Source organism: Streptomyces vastus (assembly GCF_039532825.1).
Lineage (GTDB): Bacteria > Actinomycetota > Actinomycetes > Streptomycetales > Streptomycetaceae > Streptomyces > Streptomyces vastus.
Map to the genome: position 1 here is coordinate 43727 of NZ_BAAASJ010000027.1, position 20178 is coordinate 63904.

General features: G+C 71.7%; 24 protein-coding genes. 6 read left to right on the plus strand and 18 right to left on the minus strand.

The window, feature by feature from the left end; all coding sequences use genetic code 11:
• The first annotated feature begins 16 nt into the window (after window positions 1-16).
• The 3 genes from ABD357_RS12575 to ABD357_RS12585 are packed head-to-tail and all read left to right on the plus strand — an operon-like array spanning window position 17 to window position 2885.
• The gene (locus ABD357_RS12575) at window positions 17-1132 is read left to right on the plus strand and encodes an NAD(P) transhydrogenase subunit alpha (protein WP_344389810.1); all 1116 of its coding nucleotides are present in this window, start codon (window positions 17-19) and stop codon (window positions 1130-1132) included.
• Window positions 1129-1461: an NAD(P) transhydrogenase subunit alpha part 2 gene (locus ABD357_RS12580; RefSeq protein ID WP_344389811.1), complete on the plus strand. Its 333-nt coding sequence runs from the start codon at window positions 1129-1131 to the stop codon at window positions 1459-1461. The genes ABD357_RS12575 and ABD357_RS12580 overlap by 4 nt, the downstream gene beginning before the upstream one ends.
• A gap of 5 nt (window positions 1462-1466) precedes the next feature.
• Window positions 1467-2885 carry an NAD(P)(+) transhydrogenase (Re/Si-specific) subunit beta gene (locus ABD357_RS12585; protein WP_344389938.1) on the plus strand — a complete coding sequence of 473 codons (1419 nt, stop codon included), beginning with the start codon at window positions 1467-1469 and terminating at the stop codon, window positions 2883-2885.
• A gap of 335 nt (window positions 2886-3220) precedes the next feature.
• On the opposite strand, the gene ABD357_RS12590 is transcribed toward ABD357_RS12585, so the two are convergent.
• The 7 genes from ABD357_RS12590 to ABD357_RS12620 form a co-directional block, all read right to left on the minus strand.
• Window positions 3221-4699: a hydrogenase large subunit gene (locus ABD357_RS12590; RefSeq protein WP_344389812.1), complete on the minus strand. Its 1479-nt coding sequence runs from the start codon at window positions 4697-4699 to the stop codon at window positions 3221-3223.
• Window positions 4700-4702: 3 nt separating this feature from the next.
• Window positions 4703-6217 (minus strand): proton-conducting transporter transmembrane domain-containing protein, encoded by a 1515-nt coding sequence (locus tag ABD357_RS12595; RefSeq protein WP_344389814.1) that lies wholly within the window; start codon window positions 6215-6217, stop codon window positions 4703-4705.
• 209 nt (window positions 6218-6426) lie between these two features.
• A complete protein-coding gene (locus ABD357_RS12600) occupies window positions 6427-7131 on the minus strand; it encodes a hypothetical protein (RefSeq protein ID WP_344389815.1) in 705 nt (234 codons plus the stop codon).
• An 8-nt stretch (window positions 7132-7139) separates the two neighbouring features.
• Window positions 7140-8093 carry a respiratory chain complex I subunit 1 family protein gene (locus tag ABD357_RS12605; RefSeq protein WP_344389817.1) on the minus strand — a complete coding sequence of 318 codons (954 nt, stop codon included), beginning with the start codon at window positions 8091-8093 and terminating at the stop codon, window positions 7140-7142.
• Window positions 8090-10135: a proton-conducting transporter transmembrane domain-containing protein gene (locus tag ABD357_RS12610; protein WP_344389818.1), complete on the minus strand. Its 2046-nt coding sequence runs from the start codon at window positions 10133-10135 to the stop codon at window positions 8090-8092. The genes ABD357_RS12605 and ABD357_RS12610 overlap by 4 nt, the downstream gene beginning before the upstream one ends.
• The gene (locus ABD357_RS12615; RefSeq protein ID WP_344389820.1) at window positions 10132-10614 is read right to left on the minus strand and encodes an NADH-quinone oxidoreductase subunit B family protein; all 483 of its coding nucleotides are present in this window, start codon (window positions 10612-10614) and stop codon (window positions 10132-10134) included. The genes ABD357_RS12610 and ABD357_RS12615 overlap by 4 nt, the downstream gene beginning before the upstream one ends.
• Window positions 10615-10765: 151 nt before the next feature.
• Window positions 10766-11116 (minus strand): ArsR/SmtB family transcription factor, encoded by a 351-nt coding sequence (locus tag ABD357_RS12620; RefSeq protein WP_344389821.1) that lies wholly within the window; start codon window positions 11114-11116, stop codon window positions 10766-10768.
• Window positions 11117-11370: 254 nt separating this feature from the next.
• Here ABD357_RS12620 and ABD357_RS12625 point away from each other — a divergent pair, with 254 nt between their 5' ends.
• Window positions 11371-11556 (plus strand): hypothetical protein, encoded by a 186-nt coding sequence (locus ABD357_RS12625; protein ID WP_344389823.1) that lies wholly within the window; start codon window positions 11371-11373, stop codon window positions 11554-11556.
• Window positions 11557-11887: 331 nt separating this feature from the next.
• On the opposite strand, the gene ABD357_RS12630 is transcribed toward ABD357_RS12625, so the two are convergent.
• Window positions 11888-12073, minus strand: a complete 186-nt coding sequence (locus tag ABD357_RS12630) for a hypothetical protein (protein WP_344389825.1) — start codon at window positions 12071-12073, stop codon at window positions 11888-11890.
• Between ABD357_RS12630 and ABD357_RS12635 the strand changes: the two genes are divergently transcribed.
• Window positions 12014-12316 (plus strand): hypothetical protein, encoded by a 303-nt coding sequence (locus ABD357_RS12635; protein ID WP_344389939.1) that lies wholly within the window; start codon window positions 12014-12016, stop codon window positions 12314-12316. The two genes, ABD357_RS12630 and ABD357_RS12635, sit on opposite strands and share 60 nt — an antisense overlap.
• Here the strand turns inward: ABD357_RS12635 and ABD357_RS12640 are convergent.
• The 9 genes from ABD357_RS12640 to ABD357_RS12680 all read right to left on the minus strand — a co-directional run bounded on the left by ABD357_RS12640 (window position 12219) and on the right by ABD357_RS12680 (window position 18463).
• Window positions 12219-12635, minus strand: a complete 417-nt coding sequence (locus ABD357_RS12640; protein ID WP_344389827.1) for an STAS domain-containing protein — start codon at window positions 12633-12635, stop codon at window positions 12219-12221. The genes ABD357_RS12635 and ABD357_RS12640 overlap by 98 nt on opposite strands.
• A gap of 36 nt (window positions 12636-12671) precedes the next feature.
• Window positions 12672-13103 carry an ATP-binding protein gene (locus ABD357_RS12645; protein WP_344389828.1) on the minus strand — a complete coding sequence of 144 codons (432 nt, stop codon included), beginning with the start codon at window positions 13101-13103 and terminating at the stop codon, window positions 12672-12674.
• Window positions 13103-13510 (minus strand): pyridoxamine 5'-phosphate oxidase family protein, encoded by a 408-nt coding sequence (locus ABD357_RS12650; protein WP_344389829.1) that lies wholly within the window; start codon window positions 13508-13510, stop codon window positions 13103-13105. Before ABD357_RS12650 ends, ABD357_RS12645 begins: the two co-directional genes overlap by 1 nt.
• Window positions 13507-15240 (minus strand): SulP family inorganic anion transporter, encoded by a 1734-nt coding sequence (locus ABD357_RS12655; RefSeq protein WP_344389831.1) that lies wholly within the window; start codon window positions 15238-15240, stop codon window positions 13507-13509. Before ABD357_RS12655 ends, ABD357_RS12650 begins: the two co-directional genes overlap by 4 nt.
• Window positions 15237-15578, minus strand: coding sequence for an ArsR/SmtB family transcription factor (locus ABD357_RS12660; RefSeq protein ID WP_344389833.1), 342 nt, complete (start codon window positions 15576-15578; stop codon window positions 15237-15239). The genes ABD357_RS12655 and ABD357_RS12660 overlap by 4 nt, the downstream gene beginning before the upstream one ends.
• Window positions 15579-15756: 178 nt before the next feature.
• Complete coding sequence (locus ABD357_RS12665; protein WP_344389835.1) at window positions 15757-16140, minus strand: zinc ribbon domain-containing protein YjdM; 384 nt, start codon at window positions 16138-16140, stop codon at window positions 15757-15759.
• Window positions 16141-16409: 269 nt separating this feature from the next.
• Window positions 16410-16922: a universal stress protein gene (locus tag ABD357_RS12670; protein ID WP_344389837.1), complete on the minus strand. Its 513-nt coding sequence runs from the start codon at window positions 16920-16922 to the stop codon at window positions 16410-16412.
• Between the two features lie 290 nt (window positions 16923-17212).
• Window positions 17213-17545: a hypothetical protein gene (locus ABD357_RS12675; RefSeq protein ID WP_344389838.1), complete on the minus strand. Its 333-nt coding sequence runs from the start codon at window positions 17543-17545 to the stop codon at window positions 17213-17215.
• 30 nt (window positions 17546-17575) lie between these two features.
• Window positions 17576-18463, minus strand: coding sequence for a universal stress protein (locus ABD357_RS12680; RefSeq protein ID WP_344389839.1), 888 nt, complete (start codon window positions 18461-18463; stop codon window positions 17576-17578).
• Between the two features lie 240 nt (window positions 18464-18703).
• On the opposite strand from ABD357_RS12680, the gene ABD357_RS12685 reads away from it, so the two are divergent.
• A complete protein-coding gene (locus ABD357_RS12685; RefSeq protein WP_344389841.1) occupies window positions 18704-19609 on the plus strand; it encodes a universal stress protein in 906 nt (301 codons plus the stop codon).
• Window positions 19610-19812: 203 nt separating this feature from the next.
• On the opposite strand, the gene ABD357_RS12690 is transcribed toward ABD357_RS12685, so the two are convergent.
• Window positions 19813-20178: Rv1733c family protein (locus ABD357_RS12690; protein ID WP_425584836.1), on the minus strand; the 366-nt coding region annotated here is incomplete at its 5' end.

The window sequence follows — 20178 nt, forward strand, 5'->3', positions numbered from 1 at the left end:
AGAGAGGCAGCAGATCATGTCAACCCTCACCATCGGTGCCGTACGGGAGCGAGCGCCCGGCGAACGCCGTGTCGCCCTCGTCCCCGAGGCCGTAACCCTCCTGCGCCGGGCCGGACTTGACGTCCTGGTCGAGGCCGGTGCCGGCTCCGGTGCCTGGTTCACCGACGCCGAGTACACCGACGTCGGCGCGACCGTCGTACCGCCGGACGAGTTGTACGCTCGTGCCGACGTCGTGCTGTGTGTCGGCCCGCCGGACGTGGAGACGGCTCAGGCCCTGCGCGCCGGGCAGACACTGATCGGCCTGCTCGAACCACTGCGCAACCCCGCCCTGACCGAGGAACTGACCGGACGCGGGGTGCGCACGGTGAGTCTCGACCTGCTGCCGCGCACCCTCAGCCGCGCCCAGTCCATGGACGCGCTGACGTCCCAGGCCAGTGTCGCCGGCTACAAGGCGGCACTGGTGGCGGCCGACTCGTACGACCGGTTCTTCCCGATGCTGACCACTGCGGCGGGCACCATGCGCCCGGCACAGGTCCTCGTCCTCGGTGCCGGAGTGGCCGGGCTGCAGGCGATCGCCACCGCCCGCCGCCTCGGTGCCGTCGTCTCGGCGTACGACGTACGCCCCGCGTCACGAGGGGAGGTGGAGTCGCTCGGCGCCCGGTTCCTCGACATTCAGAGCCCGCCGAACGGGGAACCGGAGGCCGGACAGGGCGGCTACGCACGGGAGTTGACCGAACAGGAACAGCGGGCCCAGCGGGAGGCGCTCGACGCGCACATCGCCCGCTCCGACATCGTCATCACCACGGCCCAAGTACCGGGCCGCAAGCCGCCGTTGCTGGTGACCGCCACCGCTGTGGAGCAGATGAAGCCCGGTTCGGTCGTCGTCGACCTGGCGGCGAGCGAACTCGGCGGCAACGCGGAAGGCACCGAGCCCGACAAGACCACCGTCCTCGACAACGGGGTCACCCTCATCGGCGCCGGACGCCTGCCCTCCGCGATGGCGACCGCCGCGTCCACGGCGTACGCCCGCAACCTCGTCGCCCTGCTGTGCCACCTGGTGCGCGACGGCGAACTGACCCTCGACCCGGCCGACGAGATCACGGCCGCACTGACAGGAGGAGGATCCTCATGAACAACCTCGATCTCCTCACCGCGATCACCGTCTTCGTGCTGAGCGTCCTGGTCGGCATCGAGGTCATCAGCAAGGTCCCGGCGACCCTGCACACTCCGCTGATGTCCGGCTCCAACTCGGTGCACGGCATCGTCGTCATCGGCGCCATGCTGATCGCGGCCGAGTCGCACACCTGGATCGGTTACATACTCGCCTTCGTGGCCATGGTGTTCGGCGCCATGAACGTCGTCGGCGGATACGTGGTCACGGACCGGATGCTGGAGATGTTCAAGGCCAGGCCGGCCACCGAGAAGCCCACCGCTGACACACACGAGAAGGCGGAGGTGTGACCGCCATGGACACCGTCTCCAACGCCGTCCACTACATCTTCCTGGCCGCGGCCGCCTGCTTCGTGATGGGCCTGCACCTGATGAACCACCCGCGCACGGCCCGCCGCGGCAACACCCTCTCGGCCGGGGCCATGGCCCTCGCGATCGCCGCCACCGTCTGGCTGGTCACGGACGAGAACGTGATCAGCAGCACCGGCTGGCTCGTACTGATCTCCGGAGGCGTCCTCGGCGCAGCGCTCGGCCTGTGGGCCGCGCGCGAGGTCCAGATGACCTCCATGCCGCAACTGGTCAGCCTCTTCAACGCCGTCGGCGGCGGAGCAGCAGCGCTCATCGCGGTGGGCGACCTGCTCCAGACCGACCACCCGGCCGCCCTGGGCGCACGGGTCTCCCTGCCCGGCGCCCTCGACATCGTCATCGGCGCGGTCACCTTCTCCGGATCGCTGATCGCGGCGGGCAAGCTGCAGGGCATCGTGTCCGGGGCGCCGGTGGTCTTCCCGGGCGCACGGCTACTCAACGTGCTGCTGCCGGCCTCCTTCGTCGCCGGCACGGTCTGGCTGGTGCTGGCACCCGACAGCCAGGTCGCGTTGTACGGACTCGTCGTCGTGGCGCTGCTCTTCGGCGTGACGATGGTGCTGCCGATCGGCGGCGCCGACATGCCCGTGGTCATCGCCCTGCTGAACGCCTTCACGGGCTCGGCGGTCGCGATGGCCGGCTTCGTCCTCGACGAGACCGCGCTCATCATCGCGGGCATGCTCGTCAGCGCCTCGGGCGGCATCCTCACCAAGCTGATGGCCGACGCCATGAACCGGTCCATCGCCAACATCGTCATCGGTGGCTTCGGCACCGGCGACAGCGCTCCGGCGACGGCCGGCGCGGGCGGGGCATCCGCCCAGGTCCGCCCGGTGTCCGCGGACGACGTGGCGATCCAGCTGGCGTACGCGCGCAAGGTCATCTTCGTGCCGGGGTACGGCCTGGCCGCCGCCCAGGCCCAGCACGAACTCGGCGCCCTGGCCCAGCTGCTCACCGACCACGGCGTCGACGTCAGCTACGCCGTCCACCCGGTTGCCGGCCGCATGCCAGGACACATGAACGTGCTCCTGGCCGAGGCCAACGTCCCCTACACACAGCTGAAGGAGATGGACGACGTCAACCCCGAGTTCCCGCAGGCCGACGTCGCCCTCGTGATCGGCGCCAACGACGTGACCAACCCGATCGCCCGCCGCCCCGGCAACGCGATCTCCGGCATGCCGATCCTCGACGTCGACAAGGCCAAGAGCGTCGTCGTCATCAAGCGCTCGATGGGCCACGGTTACGCGGGCATCGACAACGAGCTCTACACGGACCCGAAGACCGGGATGTTCTTCACCGACGCGAAGAAAGGACTGAGTGAACTGAAGGCGGCGGTGGGGGAGTTCGTCGGCTGACGCACAACCACTGGCCACACGGCTACTTGAGCCCTCGCGGAAGGCGCGAGGGCTCAAGTGATGTCCGGTTCAGTCGGGTCCGGTTCGAGCAGAGGGCTGCAGGACGATCGACTCGGAGACCGTGTTGTCGGGGCAGCCGCCATAGCAGTCGTTGCACTCGAAGGAGTTCCCGCACGGCATACCGCGCTGGGCCTCGAACAGTCGCCGAACTCGCCCGCGATCTCTAACGGTGTTCACGCCCTGGGCCGACACTGAGATGCAGCACATGGTTCGGATCGGGGCCGACATCGTGACCGGTTACCGGCCGGCGGGCGGAGAGTCGGGTCCTTGACCGGTCAGAGATCGTTGCCGGCATAGGAGAGATTGAAGCTCTTGTTGGTCAGCGGGAAGTCCGGGACGATCGTGTCGTTCAGGGCGACCGGCAGCGCGGGCCAGTTGAAGAAGGACGGGTCGACCGGCTTGACCCGGGTCAGGGTGCCGTCGGCGGCGAGTTCGACGCGCGTTGTGATCGTGCCCCGCCAGCCTTCGACCAGGCCGACGCCGCTGCTGGGGCCTTCCCCGGGCACCGCGGAAGGCCCCAGAACCGCGCCGGTGGAGACGTAGTCGGTGAGCTCCCGGATCAGGGCGAGAGAAGCGTCGATCTCCTCGGCGCGGACCAGGAAGCGGGCCAGGACGTCGCCGCTGGTGTGGACGGGGACCTGGCCGGGTTGTCCGTGCGAGGTGAAGGGGTGGGCGATCCGGGCGTCCAGGGACAGGCCGCTGGCGCGGGCGACGTAGCCGAGGCAGCCGATGTCGCGGGCGGCCCCGGTGGGCAGGATCGCGGTGCCGGTGAAGCGGTCGTGGACGGTGGAGTGGCCCAGCGCCAGCCGTACGATCTCGCGGATGTCGTCGCCGATGGCCTCCATCCGGGCGGGGCTGGGCAGGGTCCGCAGCGTGCTGCCGCCGGGAACCACACCGCCGCGCAGCAGGCGGTGGCCGGTCACCGTGTCGTTGAGGCGTAGGAGTTGTTCGCGGACGCGTTGGGCGTGGGCGTTGAGGATGCCGTATCCGACGTCGTTGCAGAGCATGCCGAGGTCGGCGACGTGGTTGTGGAGGCGTTCGAGTTCGAGGAGCAGGGCGCGGGTGCACTGGGCCTGTTCGGGGACGGCCGTGCCGGTGGCCTCCTCGACGGCCAGGCAGTAGGCGAGGGCGTGGCCGACGGCGGTGTCGCCACTGATGCGTTCGGCCAAGGGCAGTCCGGCCGCCACCGAGCGGCCCTGGAAGAGCTTCTCGATGCCCTTGTGCACGAACCAGAGGCGGGCCTTGAGCTTGAGGATGGTCTCGCCGACGACGGAGAAGCGGAAGTGGCCGGGTTCGATGAGTCCGGCGTGCACCGGGCCGACAGGGATCTCGTACACGCCGTCGCCGGTGACTTCCAGGAAGGGGTACGGGCCCTCCTGTTCGCCGAAGGCGGGCGGGTCCCCGGCGGCGGGGTGCATCGGGTACCAGCCGCGCGGCCAGTGGAAGTGGCGTACCAGGCGGCGCGGTTGCGGGTGGTCGAGGGGCACGATGCCGTGCAGGTCGCGCATCTCGCGCTCGAACCGGCCTGCGGGGAAGGACAGATGGGCCAGGCTGGGCACCTCGGGTCGGGCCACGTTCAGGCGCACATGGAGCTCGATGCGGGTGTCGGGCGGCCCGGAGACGAAGAGGTAGACGAGACGTACGGCGCCTGCGTCGTGGTGGGCGGCGATCAGGGCGAGACGGTGTCCGTCGCGCAGCAGCGCCTCGGCCCGCTTGGGCAGTTCGGCGGCGTGGACGTCGTGCACGGTACGCATCTGTCAGGGCCTTTCCAGGGTGGCGGCGGCCTGGGACAGCAGGTCTCCCAACGGGCCGGCGGCGATGCCCAGGGCAGCGCAGGCCGCCAGGCCCAGCACGAGGGGCCACAACGCGGACGGGCTGTCCGCGACGGCCGTGCCCCTGTCGGGAGCGGGCCCCAGCAGCATCCGCGTGGCCCGGGTGGCGAGCGCGGCGAAGGCGACCAGCACCAGCACCAGGGCGGCGGCTGTGACCCAGCCGAGTCCCGCTCCGGCGGCGAATCCGGCGCGGGCGATGCCCAGTTCGGAGGCGAAGAGGCTGAACGGCGGGAAGCCCAGCAGCGCGACGATTGCCAGCCCGAACACCGCACCCAGCCAGGGCGATTGGGCGAGCAGCCCGCGCACCCGCCCGATCGCCGAGGTGCCCCGCAGGAGCAGGATCTGCCCGGAGGCGCAGAACGCGGTGGCCTTGGCGAGCCCGTGCCCGGCGATGTGCAGTAGCCCGGCCGACAAGGCGAGCGGGCTGCCGACGGCTGCGGCCAGGGCGATCAGACTCATGTGCTCCATGCTCGAATAGGCCAGCATCCGCTTGTAGTCGCGCTGGGCCAGCAGCAGCCCGGCCGCGAGGGCCAGGGTCAGCAGCGCGATGCCGGCCAGCAGCACGCGGGTGAAGTCCGCGCCGAGTGCGGCATCCGCGATGACCCGGTAGCGCAGGATCGCCACGAAGGCGACGGACAGCAGCACCCCGGACATCAGCGCCGAGACCGGGGCGGGAGCCTGGCTGTGCGCGTCCGGCAGCCAGGCGTGCAGCGGGATCAGGCCCGCCTTGGCACCGTAGCCGAGGACGACGAGGGTGATGCCGAGCCGGGTGACCGCAGGGTCGAGACGGTCCGCACGGGCGAGCAAGGTCGGCCAGTCCAGCGCCCACGCCTCCGCGATACCGGCCTGCCGGGCCGCGTAGTAGATCAGCACCGTGCCGAGGAAAGCCAGGGCGATCCCGGCCGAGCAGATCACCACGTACTTCCAGGCCGCCTCCACCGACGTACGGGTGCGGCGGTGGCCGACGAGGAACGCGGTGACGATGGTCGTGGCCTCGATCGCCACCCACAACACACCGAGGTTCGCGGTCACCACGGCCAGGCACATCGCCGCAAGGAATGCGTGTACGAGGGCCTGGTAGCGCCGCACGGTCCGGTCCGTCGCCCGCCCGACGGCCCGCTCTCCCACCAGGTACGAGGGTGACGCGGCGCAGGCGAGGAACGCGACGGCACCGACCACCAGGAGCATCCATACGGTCAGCGCGTCGGCCCGCAGCAGGCCGGAGTACACGGCCACGGATCCTCCCCCGAGCTCTCGGCTTCGCTCGAGCATGGGGGCACCCCCACCGCCGACATCGGCGGCCAGCAGCGCACCGCAGGTGAGGATCACCGCCGGAGAGGCCAGTCCGGCCCAGTCGGCCGGATGGCGCCCGCGAGCCCCGGGAGCGACGACCGGCTCACCAGGCGCAGAGGCATCTGCTTCCCCCCTGTTGTCTGTCACGCTCGCGGTCCCGCGCGAGGGAACAGTGACGCTCTTCCCCGCAAGCTGTGGACGACGGGTCCCCTCCTGCCGGGCCCCCGGTACCTCAGGAGGAGTTCCGCGCGTGACGAGCCCGGTGAGGGTGTACCCAGCCGCCACGGCAAGCGGTCCGGCGGAGGGCGCGGTGAGCAGGAGCGCGGTCAGTGCGGGCTCTTGAAAAAGACGCAGCATCAGTCGTGCAGCTCCCGCAGGTCGTCGATGTCGGTGGTGCCGAACGCCTCCCGCACCCGCACGGTGAGTAGCTGTAGGACCAGGACGGCCAGCAGCACGTCGAAGGAGACGCCGAGTTCGACGATCAGCGGCACGCCCGAGGCGGCCAGGAAGGCGGTAGCGGTGATGCCGTTGTCCAGCAGCAGGAACCCGACCACCTGGGCCAGCGCGCGGCGCCGGGTGACCAGTACGAAGAAGCCGATCAGGACCACGGCCAGGCCGACCGGCAGGGCCCGGGTGGCCGGCGTCGGATCCAGCTCGACCAGGGGACGGGCGACCGCGTAGGCGAGCAGGGTGAGGGCGGCGGCGGTCAGCAGTGACGCGGCCACATTCACCAGCGGCTGTGTCTCGCGCACCTCCTCACTGTGCGTGTACGCCTGCTCCTGACCCTCGCCCCGGTCGGCGACGAGCGCGGCCAGGGCCCGACGGATCAGGTACGGCAACAGGCCGGCCCGCAGTGCGCCGATACCGGCGGCCACCACGATCAGGTCCCAGCGGTCCTCGTGCAGCCCGAGCAGCAGGGCGATGGCGGCGAGCGCGATTCCCTGCAGGGCGAAGAGCCGTACGATCGCGGCGAGTTCGCGGCGCCACAGCACCACCACGGCGGCCAGCAGGAACGCCCCACAGGCCAGATCGAGCAGTTGTGTGAACAGACTGTCGCTCATGGAAGCCCTCACTCTCCGACCAGGAAGTACGAGGCGGCCACCGCGAGCAGCGCCAACAAGAAGGAGCCCGCGAGGAGTTCAGGCACCCGGAACAGCCGCAGCTTGGCCCAGAACACTTCCGCCGCCGCCAGCGCCATTCCCAGCACCGCCACCTTGAGTACCACCAGCAGCAGGGCGAGCAGCACGGCCGCGAGCGAGGCGCTGGTGGCGATGCCCCACGGCGCGAACAGCGAAGCGAGCAGCCCCAACAGGACGGTCAGCCGAAGCTGGGCGCCGAACTCGACCAGGGCAAGGTCCGGTCCGGCGTATTCCAGGACCATGGCCTCGTGGACCATGGTCAGCTCCAGATGGGTGGAGGGGTTGTCCACGGGTAGTCGGCCGCTCTCGGCCAGCACGGCCACCGCGAGTGCGGCGATGGCCAGCAGCCCGGCCGGGGAGGTCAGTCGGGCGGGCTGGTCTGCGGCTCCGGCGACGATGACGGGCAGGTTGGTGGAGCCGGCCGGAATCGACAGCGCGAACACCGCCATCAGGATGGTCGGCTCCACGAGTGCGGCGATGGTCATCTCCCGCGAGGCGCCCATGCCGCCGAACGCGGTGCCGGTGTCCAGGCCCGCGAGCGCCAACGCCAGGGTGCCGAGCGCCAGCAGCGCCACGAACAGGATCAGATCCGCCCGCCCCCGCACCGGTGTGTTGGTGGAGATCAGCGGTACCAGGACGGCCAGCACCAGCGAGGTGGCGACGAGTAGAGGTGGCGCCCACCGGAAGGCGGGTCCCGTGCCGACCGGGGTGATCGCTTCCTTGCGCAGCAGCTTGCGTACATCCCGCCAGGGTTGGAGCACCCCGGCGCCGGCCCGGCCCTCCAGGCGGGCCCGGGTCTGCCGCATCAGCCCGGTCAGCAGGGGCGCCCCGGCCGCGACCGCGACCACTTGGAGGGCGATCGCCGCGTATCCGACCGTGTTCACCAGCCCACCACCAACACCACGAGCAGAGTGACCAGTCCGAAGAAGCCGTAGCCGAGATAGGTGTGCACGCTGCCGCCCGCCAGCCGCCGTGCCGACTGCCCGGTCGCGGCCAGGAATTCGAGGACCGGCCGGTACAGGCGGTGTTCGATCCGATCGGGCACCCGGTTGCGGAATTTCACCCGCTCCACGAGGTACGACGACTCGCGCACCGGCGTGACGTCCACGTCCTGCTCAGGGGCGAGCACGTCGTCGAAGACCCGCTGGAGCGGCTCGGCGAACGACGTGGCCGTATAGGCCATCCGCGGCGTCGGCGCCCCGCCCCCGCAGTCCCACAACCTCGCCTGCGTACGCCGCTCCCGACGGCGTGCAGCCCACCGCAGCACCCCGGTCACCAGGCCCAGGGCCACTGTCAGCGCTGCCACCACCCACAGCGGGGACAGCACGGCGGACACCTCGTCGAGCTTTACCTCCAGTCCGCCACCGGACACGGCCCGCGTCCCGTCGTACCCGACCGACTCCACCGCGCGATCCAGCCCGTCGCCGAGCAGCCCCGGCACCAGGGCCAGCGCCGTGCACAGCGCCGCGAGCAGCCCCATCCCGGCCAGCATGAGCGGCGGCGACTCCTTGGCCAACGCGGCCCCGTCACCGCGCGGCCGGGCGAAGAAGCCCACGCCGAGCGCCTTGACGAACACCGCCGCTGCAAGCCCCGCGGACAGGGCGATCACCGCCACCGCGAGGGGCAGCACGATCGCCGTGGTCACCCCGGGCACGTCCAGCCCGTGGATCATCGATTGCAGCAGCAGCCACTCGCTGATGAAGCCGTTGCCGGGCGGCAGCGCCACCGCGCCCAGCGCGCCGACCGCGAACAGCCCGGCCGTGACCGGCATCCGGGCCCGCAGCCCGCCCAGCAGATCCAGGTTCCGCTCCCCGGTGGCCCGCAGTACCGAGCCAGCCGCGCCGAACAGCAGGGCCTTGAAGGCAGAGTGGTTGACGACGTGCAGCAGCGCTGCCGCGAGCGCGAGCCCGGCCAGAGCCTCGTTCCCGGCGTGGGCAAACAGCCCGGACGCACCCACGCCGAGGACAGCGAGCCCCATGTTCTCGCTGGTCGAGTAGGCCAGCAGCCGCTTGAGGTCGGAAGCCATCGCGGCCTGGAGGATCCCGTACACCGCCGAGAGCCCGCCCATGGCCATCACCAGCAGCCACCACCAGGCCGGTCCCCCGCCCAGCAGATCGAACCCGACCCGTACGAGGCCGTAGACACCGAGGTTGACCATGGCCGCGCTCATCAACGCCGAGACGGCGCTGGGAGCTTCGGGATGTGCGCGTGGCAGCCAGGCGTGCAGCGGGACCAGGCCCGCCTTCGAGGTGAACGCCACCGCCGTCAGCACGAACACCAGCCCGCGCACGGTCGGCGAGATCCCCGCCGTACCCGCGCGCAGGGCGGCGAAAGTCTCTCCGCCGGTCTGCGCGGCGTACACGGACAGGCCCGCGAGTAGCAGGACGAGCCCCAGGTGGGTCATCACCGCGTACCAGACGGCCGCCTCCCGTACGGCGGGCCGGGCGCGGTGCTCGGCCAGGACGAGGAGCAGCGAGGTGAGCGCCATCAGCTCCCACAGCAGCAGGAACGTCGACACCGAGGCCGCCGCCGGCACCAGCACAAGGCTCAGCGCGAACAGCGGCAGCACCGCCTGAGCACCCCGCGAGCCGAGGCCGTGCGACCCGTGCGATCCATGCCCGGCCACATAGCCGACGCCGTAGACCGCCACCGCCGCCACCACGGCCCCGGCCACCGCCATGAACAGTCCGGACAGCGCGTCCACCGCCAGATGCGCCCCGGCCAGCGGCAGCAGCCCGGGTACCTCGGCCGACCAGCGGCCTCCGCCCAGTGCAGCCACACCGGCCGTACCACCGGCCACCCCCACACCCGCCGTCAACACCCCCACCACCCAGCCGCGCACCCGCGGCGGCAGGACCAGCCCGGCCGGCGCGCCCGCCACACCCAACGCGGTGGCCGTCGCGAGGGCGGCCGGAATCAGGCTCACCGTCCGGTCACCCTCCGCAGCGCCGCGACGATCTCGTCCGGCCGCGGCGGGCAGCCGGGTACCGCCAGATCCACCGGTACGACATCGGAGACGGCGCCCTCGACGCCGTACCCGCCCGCGAACTCCCCGCAGTTGATCGCGCAGTCCCCGACCGCGACCACCAGCCGCGGCTCGGGCATCGCGGCAACCGTGCGGCGCAGTGGCTCGGCCATGTTCCGCGTCACCGGCCCGGTCACCAGGGCCACGTCCGCGTGCCGGGGCGAGGCCACCAGCCGGGCCCCGTACCGCTCGGCGTCGTACACCGGGTTAAAGGCCGCCGCGATCTCGATCTCGCAGCCGTTGCAGGAACCGGCATCCACGCAGCGCACCTGCACCGAGCCGCCGAACTCCCGCGCCTGCGGCGGGACGTCACCCTCCGGGCGTGGGGGAGCGGGCTCGGCCACCCGCCCGGTGTCCCGGATCTTGCGCAACAGGCCCATAAACCCTCCCTGACACGGTGAGGTCTTGTCCGCCGGTGTCCAACAGGCCACCTGCGACCGGAGTTACGTCACTCAGAGGTGAAGGCGGCCGCCTCCCTCGCCACAGAGCGCTGTCAACTCCCGGGAGGCGGACGCCGATTGAGGGCCGTCGCTATGACGGCGGTTTCGGCTGCGTCTGGGCGGCCTGCAGATCGGCGAGGAGTTCGGCCTGGCCGGCGAGCACGCCGGACAGGATGGTGCGGGCGACGCGGAGCAGCTCGGCGATGTGGGGGCTGGTCAGCGAGTAGTACACGGTCGAGCCCTCCTTGCGGGTCACCACCAGGTTCGCCCGGCGCAGCACCGCGAGCTGCTGCGACAGATGGGCCGGCTCGATGCCCACCTCGGGCAGCATCTCCGCCACGGCGTGCTCACGCTCGCTGAGGAGCTCAAGGACCCGTATGCGCGCCGGGTGTCCGATCGTCTTGAAGAACTCGGCCTTCAGTTGGTACAGCGGCGTGCTCATGGTGCCGTCCTCTCCCCGGCGGAGCAGTACGGCCGTATGGGCCGGTTCTCGGCGCATCGCATCCAGCCTCCCCCACTCTTCGGGCGGGGGGACCCCCATCTCGCTTCGCTCGTCACACACATGCGGCACATCCTCGCCTGCGGCAGCGGTCACGCCGAATCCGCGCACGAGACCCGAACCGCATGAAACCATCGGTGATGACCTCGGCAATTGCTAAGATTAGCAACTCCATACGTGATGTGAGGGAGGCTTGCGTGAGAATCATTCCGCTGCGTGGCGCGGGTGTCGTCTGGTTCAAGTGCCCGGCCTGCCGCCTCAAGTGTCGGCCCCCCGCCGTCGGTGCGGAGGGCCGGTGCCCGCGGTGCAGCGAGGCCCGCATGCTGAAGCTGTCCTTCGGCGGCCGGGTCACCACGTCCGCCGCGGACGGCGACCGAAGCTGACCCGCAGGGGAGTGGGTCATGGGGTGACTGGGCCGTCCAGTGCGGCAGCGGGATCCGCTTCGAGTGGGGCCCTGCCGATGGGGGTCCCCCGCTCGAGCGAAGCCGAGAGTGGGGGAGGGCCACCTCGCCGCGCAGGCCGCCTGCCTGGTCGCCGTCGACGTGCTGTCCTTCACCACGGCCGTGAGCGTCGCCGTCGAGACGGGCATCAGGATCCTCCCGTTCTGGCCGCCGGACGGCCCCGCCACCACGGCCGAGCAGACCGCAGCAGAGAAGGCCGCCGCCGTCTACGCACACCAGTCCGGCGCGCGGCCGGCCGTCGACCGCCGCGCCGTCACGCCTGACAGTCCCTGGTCTCTCCCCGGCCCACCTGCGCCGCGCCCCGTTCGTTGCGCGCCCGGAGGACCTGCTCGGCGCCGACGCCCTCATCTCCGACCTGCACGCCCAGGGCGCGGGACCGCTGTCCGCCGAGGCGGCCGCGGCCGAGACGGCCTACGAGGGCACCGCCGACCTCACCCACGCGGTCGCCGCCGGCGTCTCCGGCCGGGAGCTGGCCGCGACGGAGTTCACCGAGGACGTGGCCATCGCCACGAAGGAGGACAACTCCACCGTCGTACCCGTCCGGGATCCCGATGGCGCCTTCGCCCCGGCGGAACCCGCCGCGCTCACTCGCCCGCGTCGTCTCCAGTCCTCGGCCACCCCGTCGTCCGCCACTCGTGACGGCCCTCCGGCGCCTCGCCATACCGGGTGCTGTGTGAGGTGAGCGCGCCGACCAGGTCGGGGTGCACGGGGGTGGGCGGGCAGTCTCCGACGGGGACGAAGGACCCGTCAGCGGGGATCGCGGCCAGTTCCAGGCTGCGGCCCGCTTCGGCAAGGCGGCGGGCGGCCTCGGTGATCGCCAGCTGTCCCTCGGCCGACCAGCCGCGCAGTTCGGTCAGGTCGACGATGACCGGGCCGGTCCCGCGTCCCACGACCCAGCCGACGGCGCCGGCGAAGCGGCGAACGGCGTCCGGTCCCAGGTATCCGGAGACGGACAGGATGCCGAGATCCTGTTCGACGGTGTAGCGCCACTCGATGGTCATGGTCGTCAACTTCCTTGCGCAGTCGGCCCTGTTTGGTCAGAGGGGGAGGGTGATCCAGATGCTCTTCCCCTTGCCGTCGGCATCGGCCCGGACGACCGCGGTGCCGCTCAGGCCGAGGGTGAGCTCCATGACGGTGCCCAGACCGCCCGCCCCCGTGCCGGTGTCGGCGACCGACGTGTTCAGTGAGGGCTGGTGGGGGTGGCGGTCGTGCACGGCGAAGGCCAGACAGTCCGCGCCCGCCGCGTAGATGACGGTCATCTGGGGGGAGAGCGCCGCGGCGTGCCGGACGCTGTTGGTGACCAGTTCGCTGAGGATCAGCAGAGCCGGGCCGACCGTCGGGTGGCGCAGGCTTATGCCCCACTCGGCCATGGCCTGCTCGGCGGTCTGACGGGCTGTCCGGACGGCGGACGGCTCGGTGGGCAGCGTGAGCACATGCCGATAGGGCAGGGCTTCGAGCCGGGCACCCATCACGCCTCCGCGCGGGCGAGGCGGAATCCGCTCACCGTCTTGGGGTGCAGGCGCAGCAGCGTGTCGTGCGGGCCGTGCGTCCAGCCGGTGAGAGTGCGCCGGTAGTGGGTGGCCTCGTCGGGATCGGTGATCACATCGACCGGCCCGGCGACGGTGACCGTCCAGCCGGTGCCCCCCACCGCACGGATCTCGTCCACGTGATACGTCGCCGCGGCGGGGACCGCGGCGGCCGGCGCGGGCGTGCGCACCACCAGCCGACCGAACTCCCACGTGTGCCGACCAGGCCGGACGACGGTCTGGTCCCGCTGCGTGTACACCAGCCGCCCCAGTGAACTGCCCTCCAGCAGCCACAGCGCCTCGGCACCGGAGACCTCGACCATGCGCAGCGATGCGGGCGGAGTGCTCATCCGACGGTTTCCTCCGTTTCCTCACTGAGGGGCCGGGATGTCTGGGCGGGGAGGGCATGCATGACGCCGGCACGCTCCAGGTGAGTACGGGCGCCCTGGATCGCCTCGGGCGTGGTGGCGTACTCACGCCCCTCCAAGCGCAGCAGTTCCAGTGCGCCGACCGAGTCCAGGACTTGGCGCTGACCGGCGCGGATCCCAGAGGTCATGACGACGATGCCGCGCCGGTGGAGCTTCTCCACCGCGTCCTTGAGGACGAGGGCGCCGGTGGCGTCGATGGTGGTCACCCGGGACATGCGCAGGATGACGACGCGTACGTCGGCGACCTCGGCCAGCTCCAGCAGGAAGCGATGGGCGGCGGCGAAGAACAAGGGCCCGTCGATGCGGTAGGCCACGATGTGCTCGGCCAGCAGCGCGTGCTCCTCGGCGCTGTGGTCGCCCCGGTCCAGGGGGACCTGGTCCAGGCGGGCCTGCATGGCCACCGCACGCAGGGCCAGTGCACCCGCGACCACCAGGCCGATGATCACCGCGTACACGAGATCGAGCGCGAGGGTCGCGACGGCGGTGAGCACGAGGATCAGCGCGTCCGAGCGGGTGGCCCTGGCCATGACCCGCAGCGAGCCGACCTCGACCATGCGGATCGCCGTGGCCAGCAGCACACCCGCGAGCGCGGCGAGCGGAATCTTCGAAACGAAGGGCGCGGCCGCGAAGACGATCACGGCGAGAACCGCAGCGTGGACGAGGGCAGCCAGCCGGGACCCGGCGCCGGTACGGACATTGACCGCGGTGCGGGCGATCGCGCCGGTCGCGGGCACCCCGCCGAACAGCGGGGCCGCGATGTTGGCCAGGCCCTGCCCGAACAGCTCCCGGTCCGGGTCGTGCTTCTGGCCGACCGTCATGCCGTCGGCGACCGAGGCCGACAACAGTGACTCCAGGGCTGCCAGCGCCGCCACCGCGACCGCCGGGGCGAGCAGGGAGCCGAGCGCGCCCGGGTCCAGGAACGACAGAGTGGGCGTGGGCAGTCCGGACGGCAGGTCTCCGATCGGCTGCGCCGCATCGAGGCCGGCTACCTGCGCCACGAGGGTGGCGGCGATCACCGCGACGATGGAGAAGGGGATCGTGGGCCGAAGGCGGGCGCCGATCAGCATGACGGCGGCGACCGCCAGGGCGAAGGCGACGGCGGTCCAGTTCGGGTGCTGCGCGAACTCCTGAAGGGCGCGCCAGGTCACCACCAGGACGCGGTCGCCCTCCGGCTTGGGCACCCCCAGGGCGCTCGGGATCTGCTGCAGTGCGATCACGCAGGCGATGCCGAGCGTGAAGCCCTCGACGACCGGGGCAGGCACGTACTGCATGTATTTCCCGGCCCTGATCAGGGCGAGTGCGAGGAGCATCAGGCCTGCCATCAGCCCTACGGTCAGCACCCCGGACGGGCCGTGCTCCGCGACGATCGGCACGAGCACCACGGTCATCGCGCCCGTCGGCCCGGACACCTGCAGATTCGAACCGCCGAACACCGCGGCGAGCGCACCGGCGATGACCGCGGTCGCCAGCCCCGCCTCGGCGCCGAGCCCGGAGGAGACGCCGAATCCGAGCGCGAGCGGCAGCGCGACGATCGCCACCGTAAGGCCGGCCAACAGGTCCCGGCGCGGATCCCGGCGCATCTGCGCCAGATCACTGCGTCTGGGCAGCAGCGCGGTCAGCCGGGCCCCGACCCGGCCGGAGGAGGTTCTCATCGCGCGGAGACCTCGGCATCCCGCAGCTCGGCCAGCAACTCGTTCTGCCCGGCCAGCATCTCGGTCAGGATCCGGCGCGCGGCCTGCAGCAGGTCGGCGACGTCCCCGCCGGCCAGCGCGTACACCACGGTCGAGCCTTCGCGCTGGGAGCTGACGATGCCCGAGCGGCGCAGCACCGCCAGCTGCTGCGACAGGCTGGGGGGCTCCACCTCGATCGCGGCCCGCAGCTGCCGTACCGGCATCGGCCCGTCCTGCAGCAGCTCCAGCACCCTTATCCGTACGGGATGTCCCAGCATCCGGAAGAACTCGGCCTTGGCCTGGTACAGCGGAACGGACACGACCCCTCGGCTTCCCTGACAGCGCCCCGCCCCGGGGGCAAGCGAAAGCCGTGCCCGCGGTTACTGCGAGCATGGCCAACACAGCATCTAACCAATTGCGAAATTTTGCAATTCAGCATCCGATTGCAGCCTCGAACACCCCCCATGGACGGGACGGCGGGACAGAGTGAGTCGTAGATCAGGCTTTCTTGACCACGGTGGACTTGAGCTGCATTGCACCGAAACCGTCGATCTTGCAGTCGATGTCGTGGCCGTCGACCCCGTCGACCAGCCGGATGTTGCGCACCTTCGTGCCGGCCTTGATGCCCGACGGGCTCCCCTTGACCTTGAGTGCCTTCACCACGACCACGGAGTCGCCGTCCTGCAGCACATTGCCGACGGAGTCCTTGACGACCCTCCCCCAGCCTTCGGCCGGGGGGACTCCCATCGCGGGGACGCCGGAATCCGTGCTGCCCTCGGCAGGCACCCATTCGTGGCCGCACTCCGGGCACACCACCAGGGCGTTCATCTCGTAGGTGTACTCACACGAGCATTTCGGACAGGGGGGAAGGTTCTCGATCACCCCGCCAGCGTATCCGGCCTCGGCCTCCGTCCCGACGGGAGAAGGACCACGGGTGGCCGCCCTGGGTACGGCATGAACCGGCAGGCCGGCCGGTAGGAGGGTGCCCACACGAGACGGGGTGCTCGTCGACCACAAGGGCATTCGCGTCGCTGAGCGCCGTGGCGCCGGTGATGCGGTAGCCGGGCTGTGCCTGATCTGCTTGGCTCGACGATCTCGCGGGTGGAGCTGTGGGCGGTCGCATATCCCGCCAGGCGTTGGCACTCCGCCCCCTACGCGGCACCGCTCCTGGCGAGAGGCGACGTCTCCACGGTCCTGAGCGGCGGCGCGGGCCGCTGCGCGGCGGGCACCGCGACCACGGGGACCGTCGCGTGCCGCAGACACTCACGGCCCACCGTCCCGATCGCGGGCAGCTCGTACTGTCCATGAGCCCTGCGCCCCAGGGCGAGCAGCAGTGCGCCGGGCGCGTGACGGAGCAGTGCCCGCGCGGGCGGCCCCTCCACGAGAACGGCATGCACGGTGCCGCCGATCCGTGGGCCGAAGACCTCTCGCACCGTCGAGGCGAGCAGCTCGGCAGCCTGTTCGCGCTGCTGCGCGGCCGTGGGACGGGCCGATGCCGGAGCATACGGCGCGAACCCGGATGTGGTCGGTTCCCAGGCGTGTACGGCCACGACCTCCGCCCGCAGGGCGCGGGCCTGCTCCCTGGCCCAGCGCAGTGCGGCTTTGGACGCCTCCGATCCGTCGACGCCCACCACGATGCTGTTGCCGTCGGCGAGTTGGGTCATGTGCAGCCTCCCTGGATGGCCTCTCGCCCCACGGTGCCCCGATCCGGTCGGGCGGGGCGTGGGCCGAGGGGTTCCCCAAGGGTGCCCAACGGTCCCTTGCCAACCGTCGTGGCGGACCGGCTCGGTACGGCGACGCCTTCCTCCGCTCGTTCGCTCAGAGCGCCGGATTCCGCAGATGCCCATAAGCCGCCGACGCCGGTTCACTGTTGTGGTGCCGGGAGCCGTCGGCTCTGCCCGAATGCTGGTCGTGCCGTCAACGGTTCGCGCACCGGCGCTTGTTGGGCAGGTGGTCACCGGTTGTGACGAACCTGCTGCGGTGCCCGCGCTCGCGCTCCGCGTCGACGACGGCCTGCGCCAGGACATGCGGGGAGTACTGGTCGAGGGAGGCGGCCAGCCGCAGCACCTCCGCCGGATGCCGACGCGACGGCCGCGACGGCCGCGACGGCCGCGACGGCGCCCAGGGCCCAGCACAGGTCGGCGAGGCCGGCGACGCCCGCGAGCCGGAAGACGCCACCGGCCGCCAGGGCGGTGGCCGTGACGGCCAGGAGGACAGATTCGAGCACCGGCGTGCGGGACAGTGCCGGGAACACCCGGCGCAGCGTGTCCGGAAGGGTGCGGTCCATGGCAGTCCTCGCTCTTGCCCTCGGGTCGGCTCAGTCGTGCGGGACGACGGCGACGGGGCACGGCACGTGATGCAGGGCCGCGTGGGCGACCGGCCCGAGCTTCCACGTCCTGCGGGACGGATGGCGCCGACGTCCTACGACGGTGAGTCGGCTGTGTGCCGAAGCGGCCAGCAGCACCTGTGCCGCGGAGCCCATGGCGACGTCCTCCACGACGGGGACGTCGGGGAACTTCTCGCGCCACGGGATCAGGACCGCGGCCAGCCGCGTGCGCTCCTCGGCCTCGCGGTCGCGGTCGGCCTGCTGGGCGGCAAAGGCGTGCGGATGAGTCACGAGCGCGGAAACGGGCAGGGCCCGCACCGCGCACACACGGGTTCCGCTCAACTCGGCGGCGGTGAAGGCGAATTCCAGCAGCGGCTCGGCATCCGGCCCGAGCTCCTGCACACCGACCACGACCTCGTCCCGGTCCGCCGCCGGTTGCTCCCAGCCGGTCTCGACGGCGGGGGCGCCGGCCCGGACGGCGACGGCAGGGCACTGGGCCAGGCCCAGGACGTGCAGGCTGATGGAGCCGAGCAGGAAGCTCGCCACGGAGCCGTGTCCGCGGGAGCCGAGGACGAGCATGGCCGCGTTCTCGCCGTGGCCCAGGAGGGCCTGTGTGGCCGGGTCCGACACCAGTTCCGTGGTCAGGGCCAGTTCGCTGTGGCGGTGCAGCAGTTCAGCCGCGGTCCTCTGCAGTACTTCTCGCCCGTACCGCTTCTTGTTGTGGGCCTCTTGGGCGATCGGCACGTCGAGTGGCTGGGTCGTCCAGGAGTGGAGCAGCACGACGGGCAGATGCCGCTCCGCGGCTTCGCAGGCTGCCCACCACGCGGCCGTCACGCTCGCGGCGGAACCGTCGAGTCCGACGACGACAGGTCCGGTCATGGCGCACCTCCGACAGCCGACGCGACAGCCGAGGGCTCCGCCGCCGCGCATACACCCCCACACCATGCTCGCGGGCCGGCGGCCGCCGGGCGAGGGCCGGATGGTGCGATCCTGGGGCCGTACGGCCCTGTGCGGGTGACGGACGGCGGGGGAGAGTCGGGCCGGGGACCTGCGGCCCCTGCACCACTCAGCCCCTCGGCACGACGCTGGAATCTGAACCCCAGATCAGGAGGCAGAACCATGGTCCGCACCGTTGTCGCAGGGATCGACGGCTCGCCCGAGAGCCGTGCCGCCGCAGAGTGGGCGGCTCGCGAGGCGAAGCTGCGCGGCCTGCCGCTGAAGCTCGTCCACGTCTGGGAGCCCGTCCCCGAGCCCATGGCCCAGGCTCCGCTGCTCGGTGCCGAGACCCAGCAGCACTGGAGCGAGCGCATCCCCCGCGAGACCGCCGAGGGGCTCAGGATGCGCCACCCCGGCCTCGAAGTGAGCGAGGAGCAGCTGACCGGCGGGCCGGCCGAAGCCCTGACCAAGGCAGCCGAGGACGCCGAGCTGCTCGCCCTCGGCTCCCGCGGGCTGAGCGGGATCGGCGGGTTCATGGTCGGCTCCGTCGGCCTCTCCGTCGTCGCGCACGCCGAACGGCCCGTCATCCTGGTCCGGGCCGGCGAGCAGGCCGCCGACGAGCACGAGGCCGACCCCGTGGGGATCCCGTCGGCGGCCACGCCGTACCGGCCCGTCGTCCTGGGACTGGACTCCGCCGGCCCCGACGACTCCGTGATCGAGTTCGCGTTCGACGCGGCCGCCCGACGCTCTGCCGTCCTGCGGGTCATCGACGGCTGGAACCTGCCGCCGTACTACGTCTACGGTCTCTCCGCCGACCTGGGGCTGTACGACGAGATCGCCCGGCAGCAGGCCGCTGCCCTGGCCGAGGCCCTGCGTCCGTGGCGCCAGAAGTACCCGAACGTCCAGGTTGTCGAGGAGTCCCGCTCGGGCAGTGCCGCCAACTTCCTGGTGGACGTCTCCAACGGCGCCTCCCTGGTCGTCGTGGGCCGCCGGATCCGCCGCAACCCGTTCGGCACGCACATCGGACCCGTCACGCACGCCGTCCTGCACCACGCCACCGCACCCGTCGCGGTCGTTGCCCACGACTGACGCATCCCGCCCCTCGAAGACGACCAGCGGTTGTAGTGGGGCTGCGGTGCTCCAGGCAATCCTGGCCGGCAGCCGGAGCGCGTGGGTGAGCGTGCCGTAGCGGAACTCGCTGTGGCGCTTCTCGGCCTCCGCCGCCGGGTCGAGCCCGCCAGGGCCGGTCAGCCCTCTGTCATGGCCAACTGGTCCCGGCTCAGGTGGTCTTGTCAGGTGGTCTTGCGGGCCCACTGCGGTCCGACCTGATCCCACTCCCGGCCCCACTGGTCGATGCGCCGCCGGTCCAGGCGCCCTCGTGCGACGCGCCCGACCGCGTACGTCACGCCGCCGACCCCGAGTGCGGCTGCGGTGGCCGCGTAGCCCGCGAACACGGTGACCTGGGCGGCAGTCGCCGGCTCCGACGTGAGCTGCCCCTGACTGTCCGTCCAGACGCGGACCTTCGAACCGGCCTTGTGCCCGGTGTCCACCTCGGCCTTGCCGGTGCGCGTGGAGCCGTCCGCGGCGGTCCAGCGGACCTCGGCGCGGACCTGCCGGCGGCCGGGTCCCGCCTCCGTCACGAAGACTGCCGGGGTGTT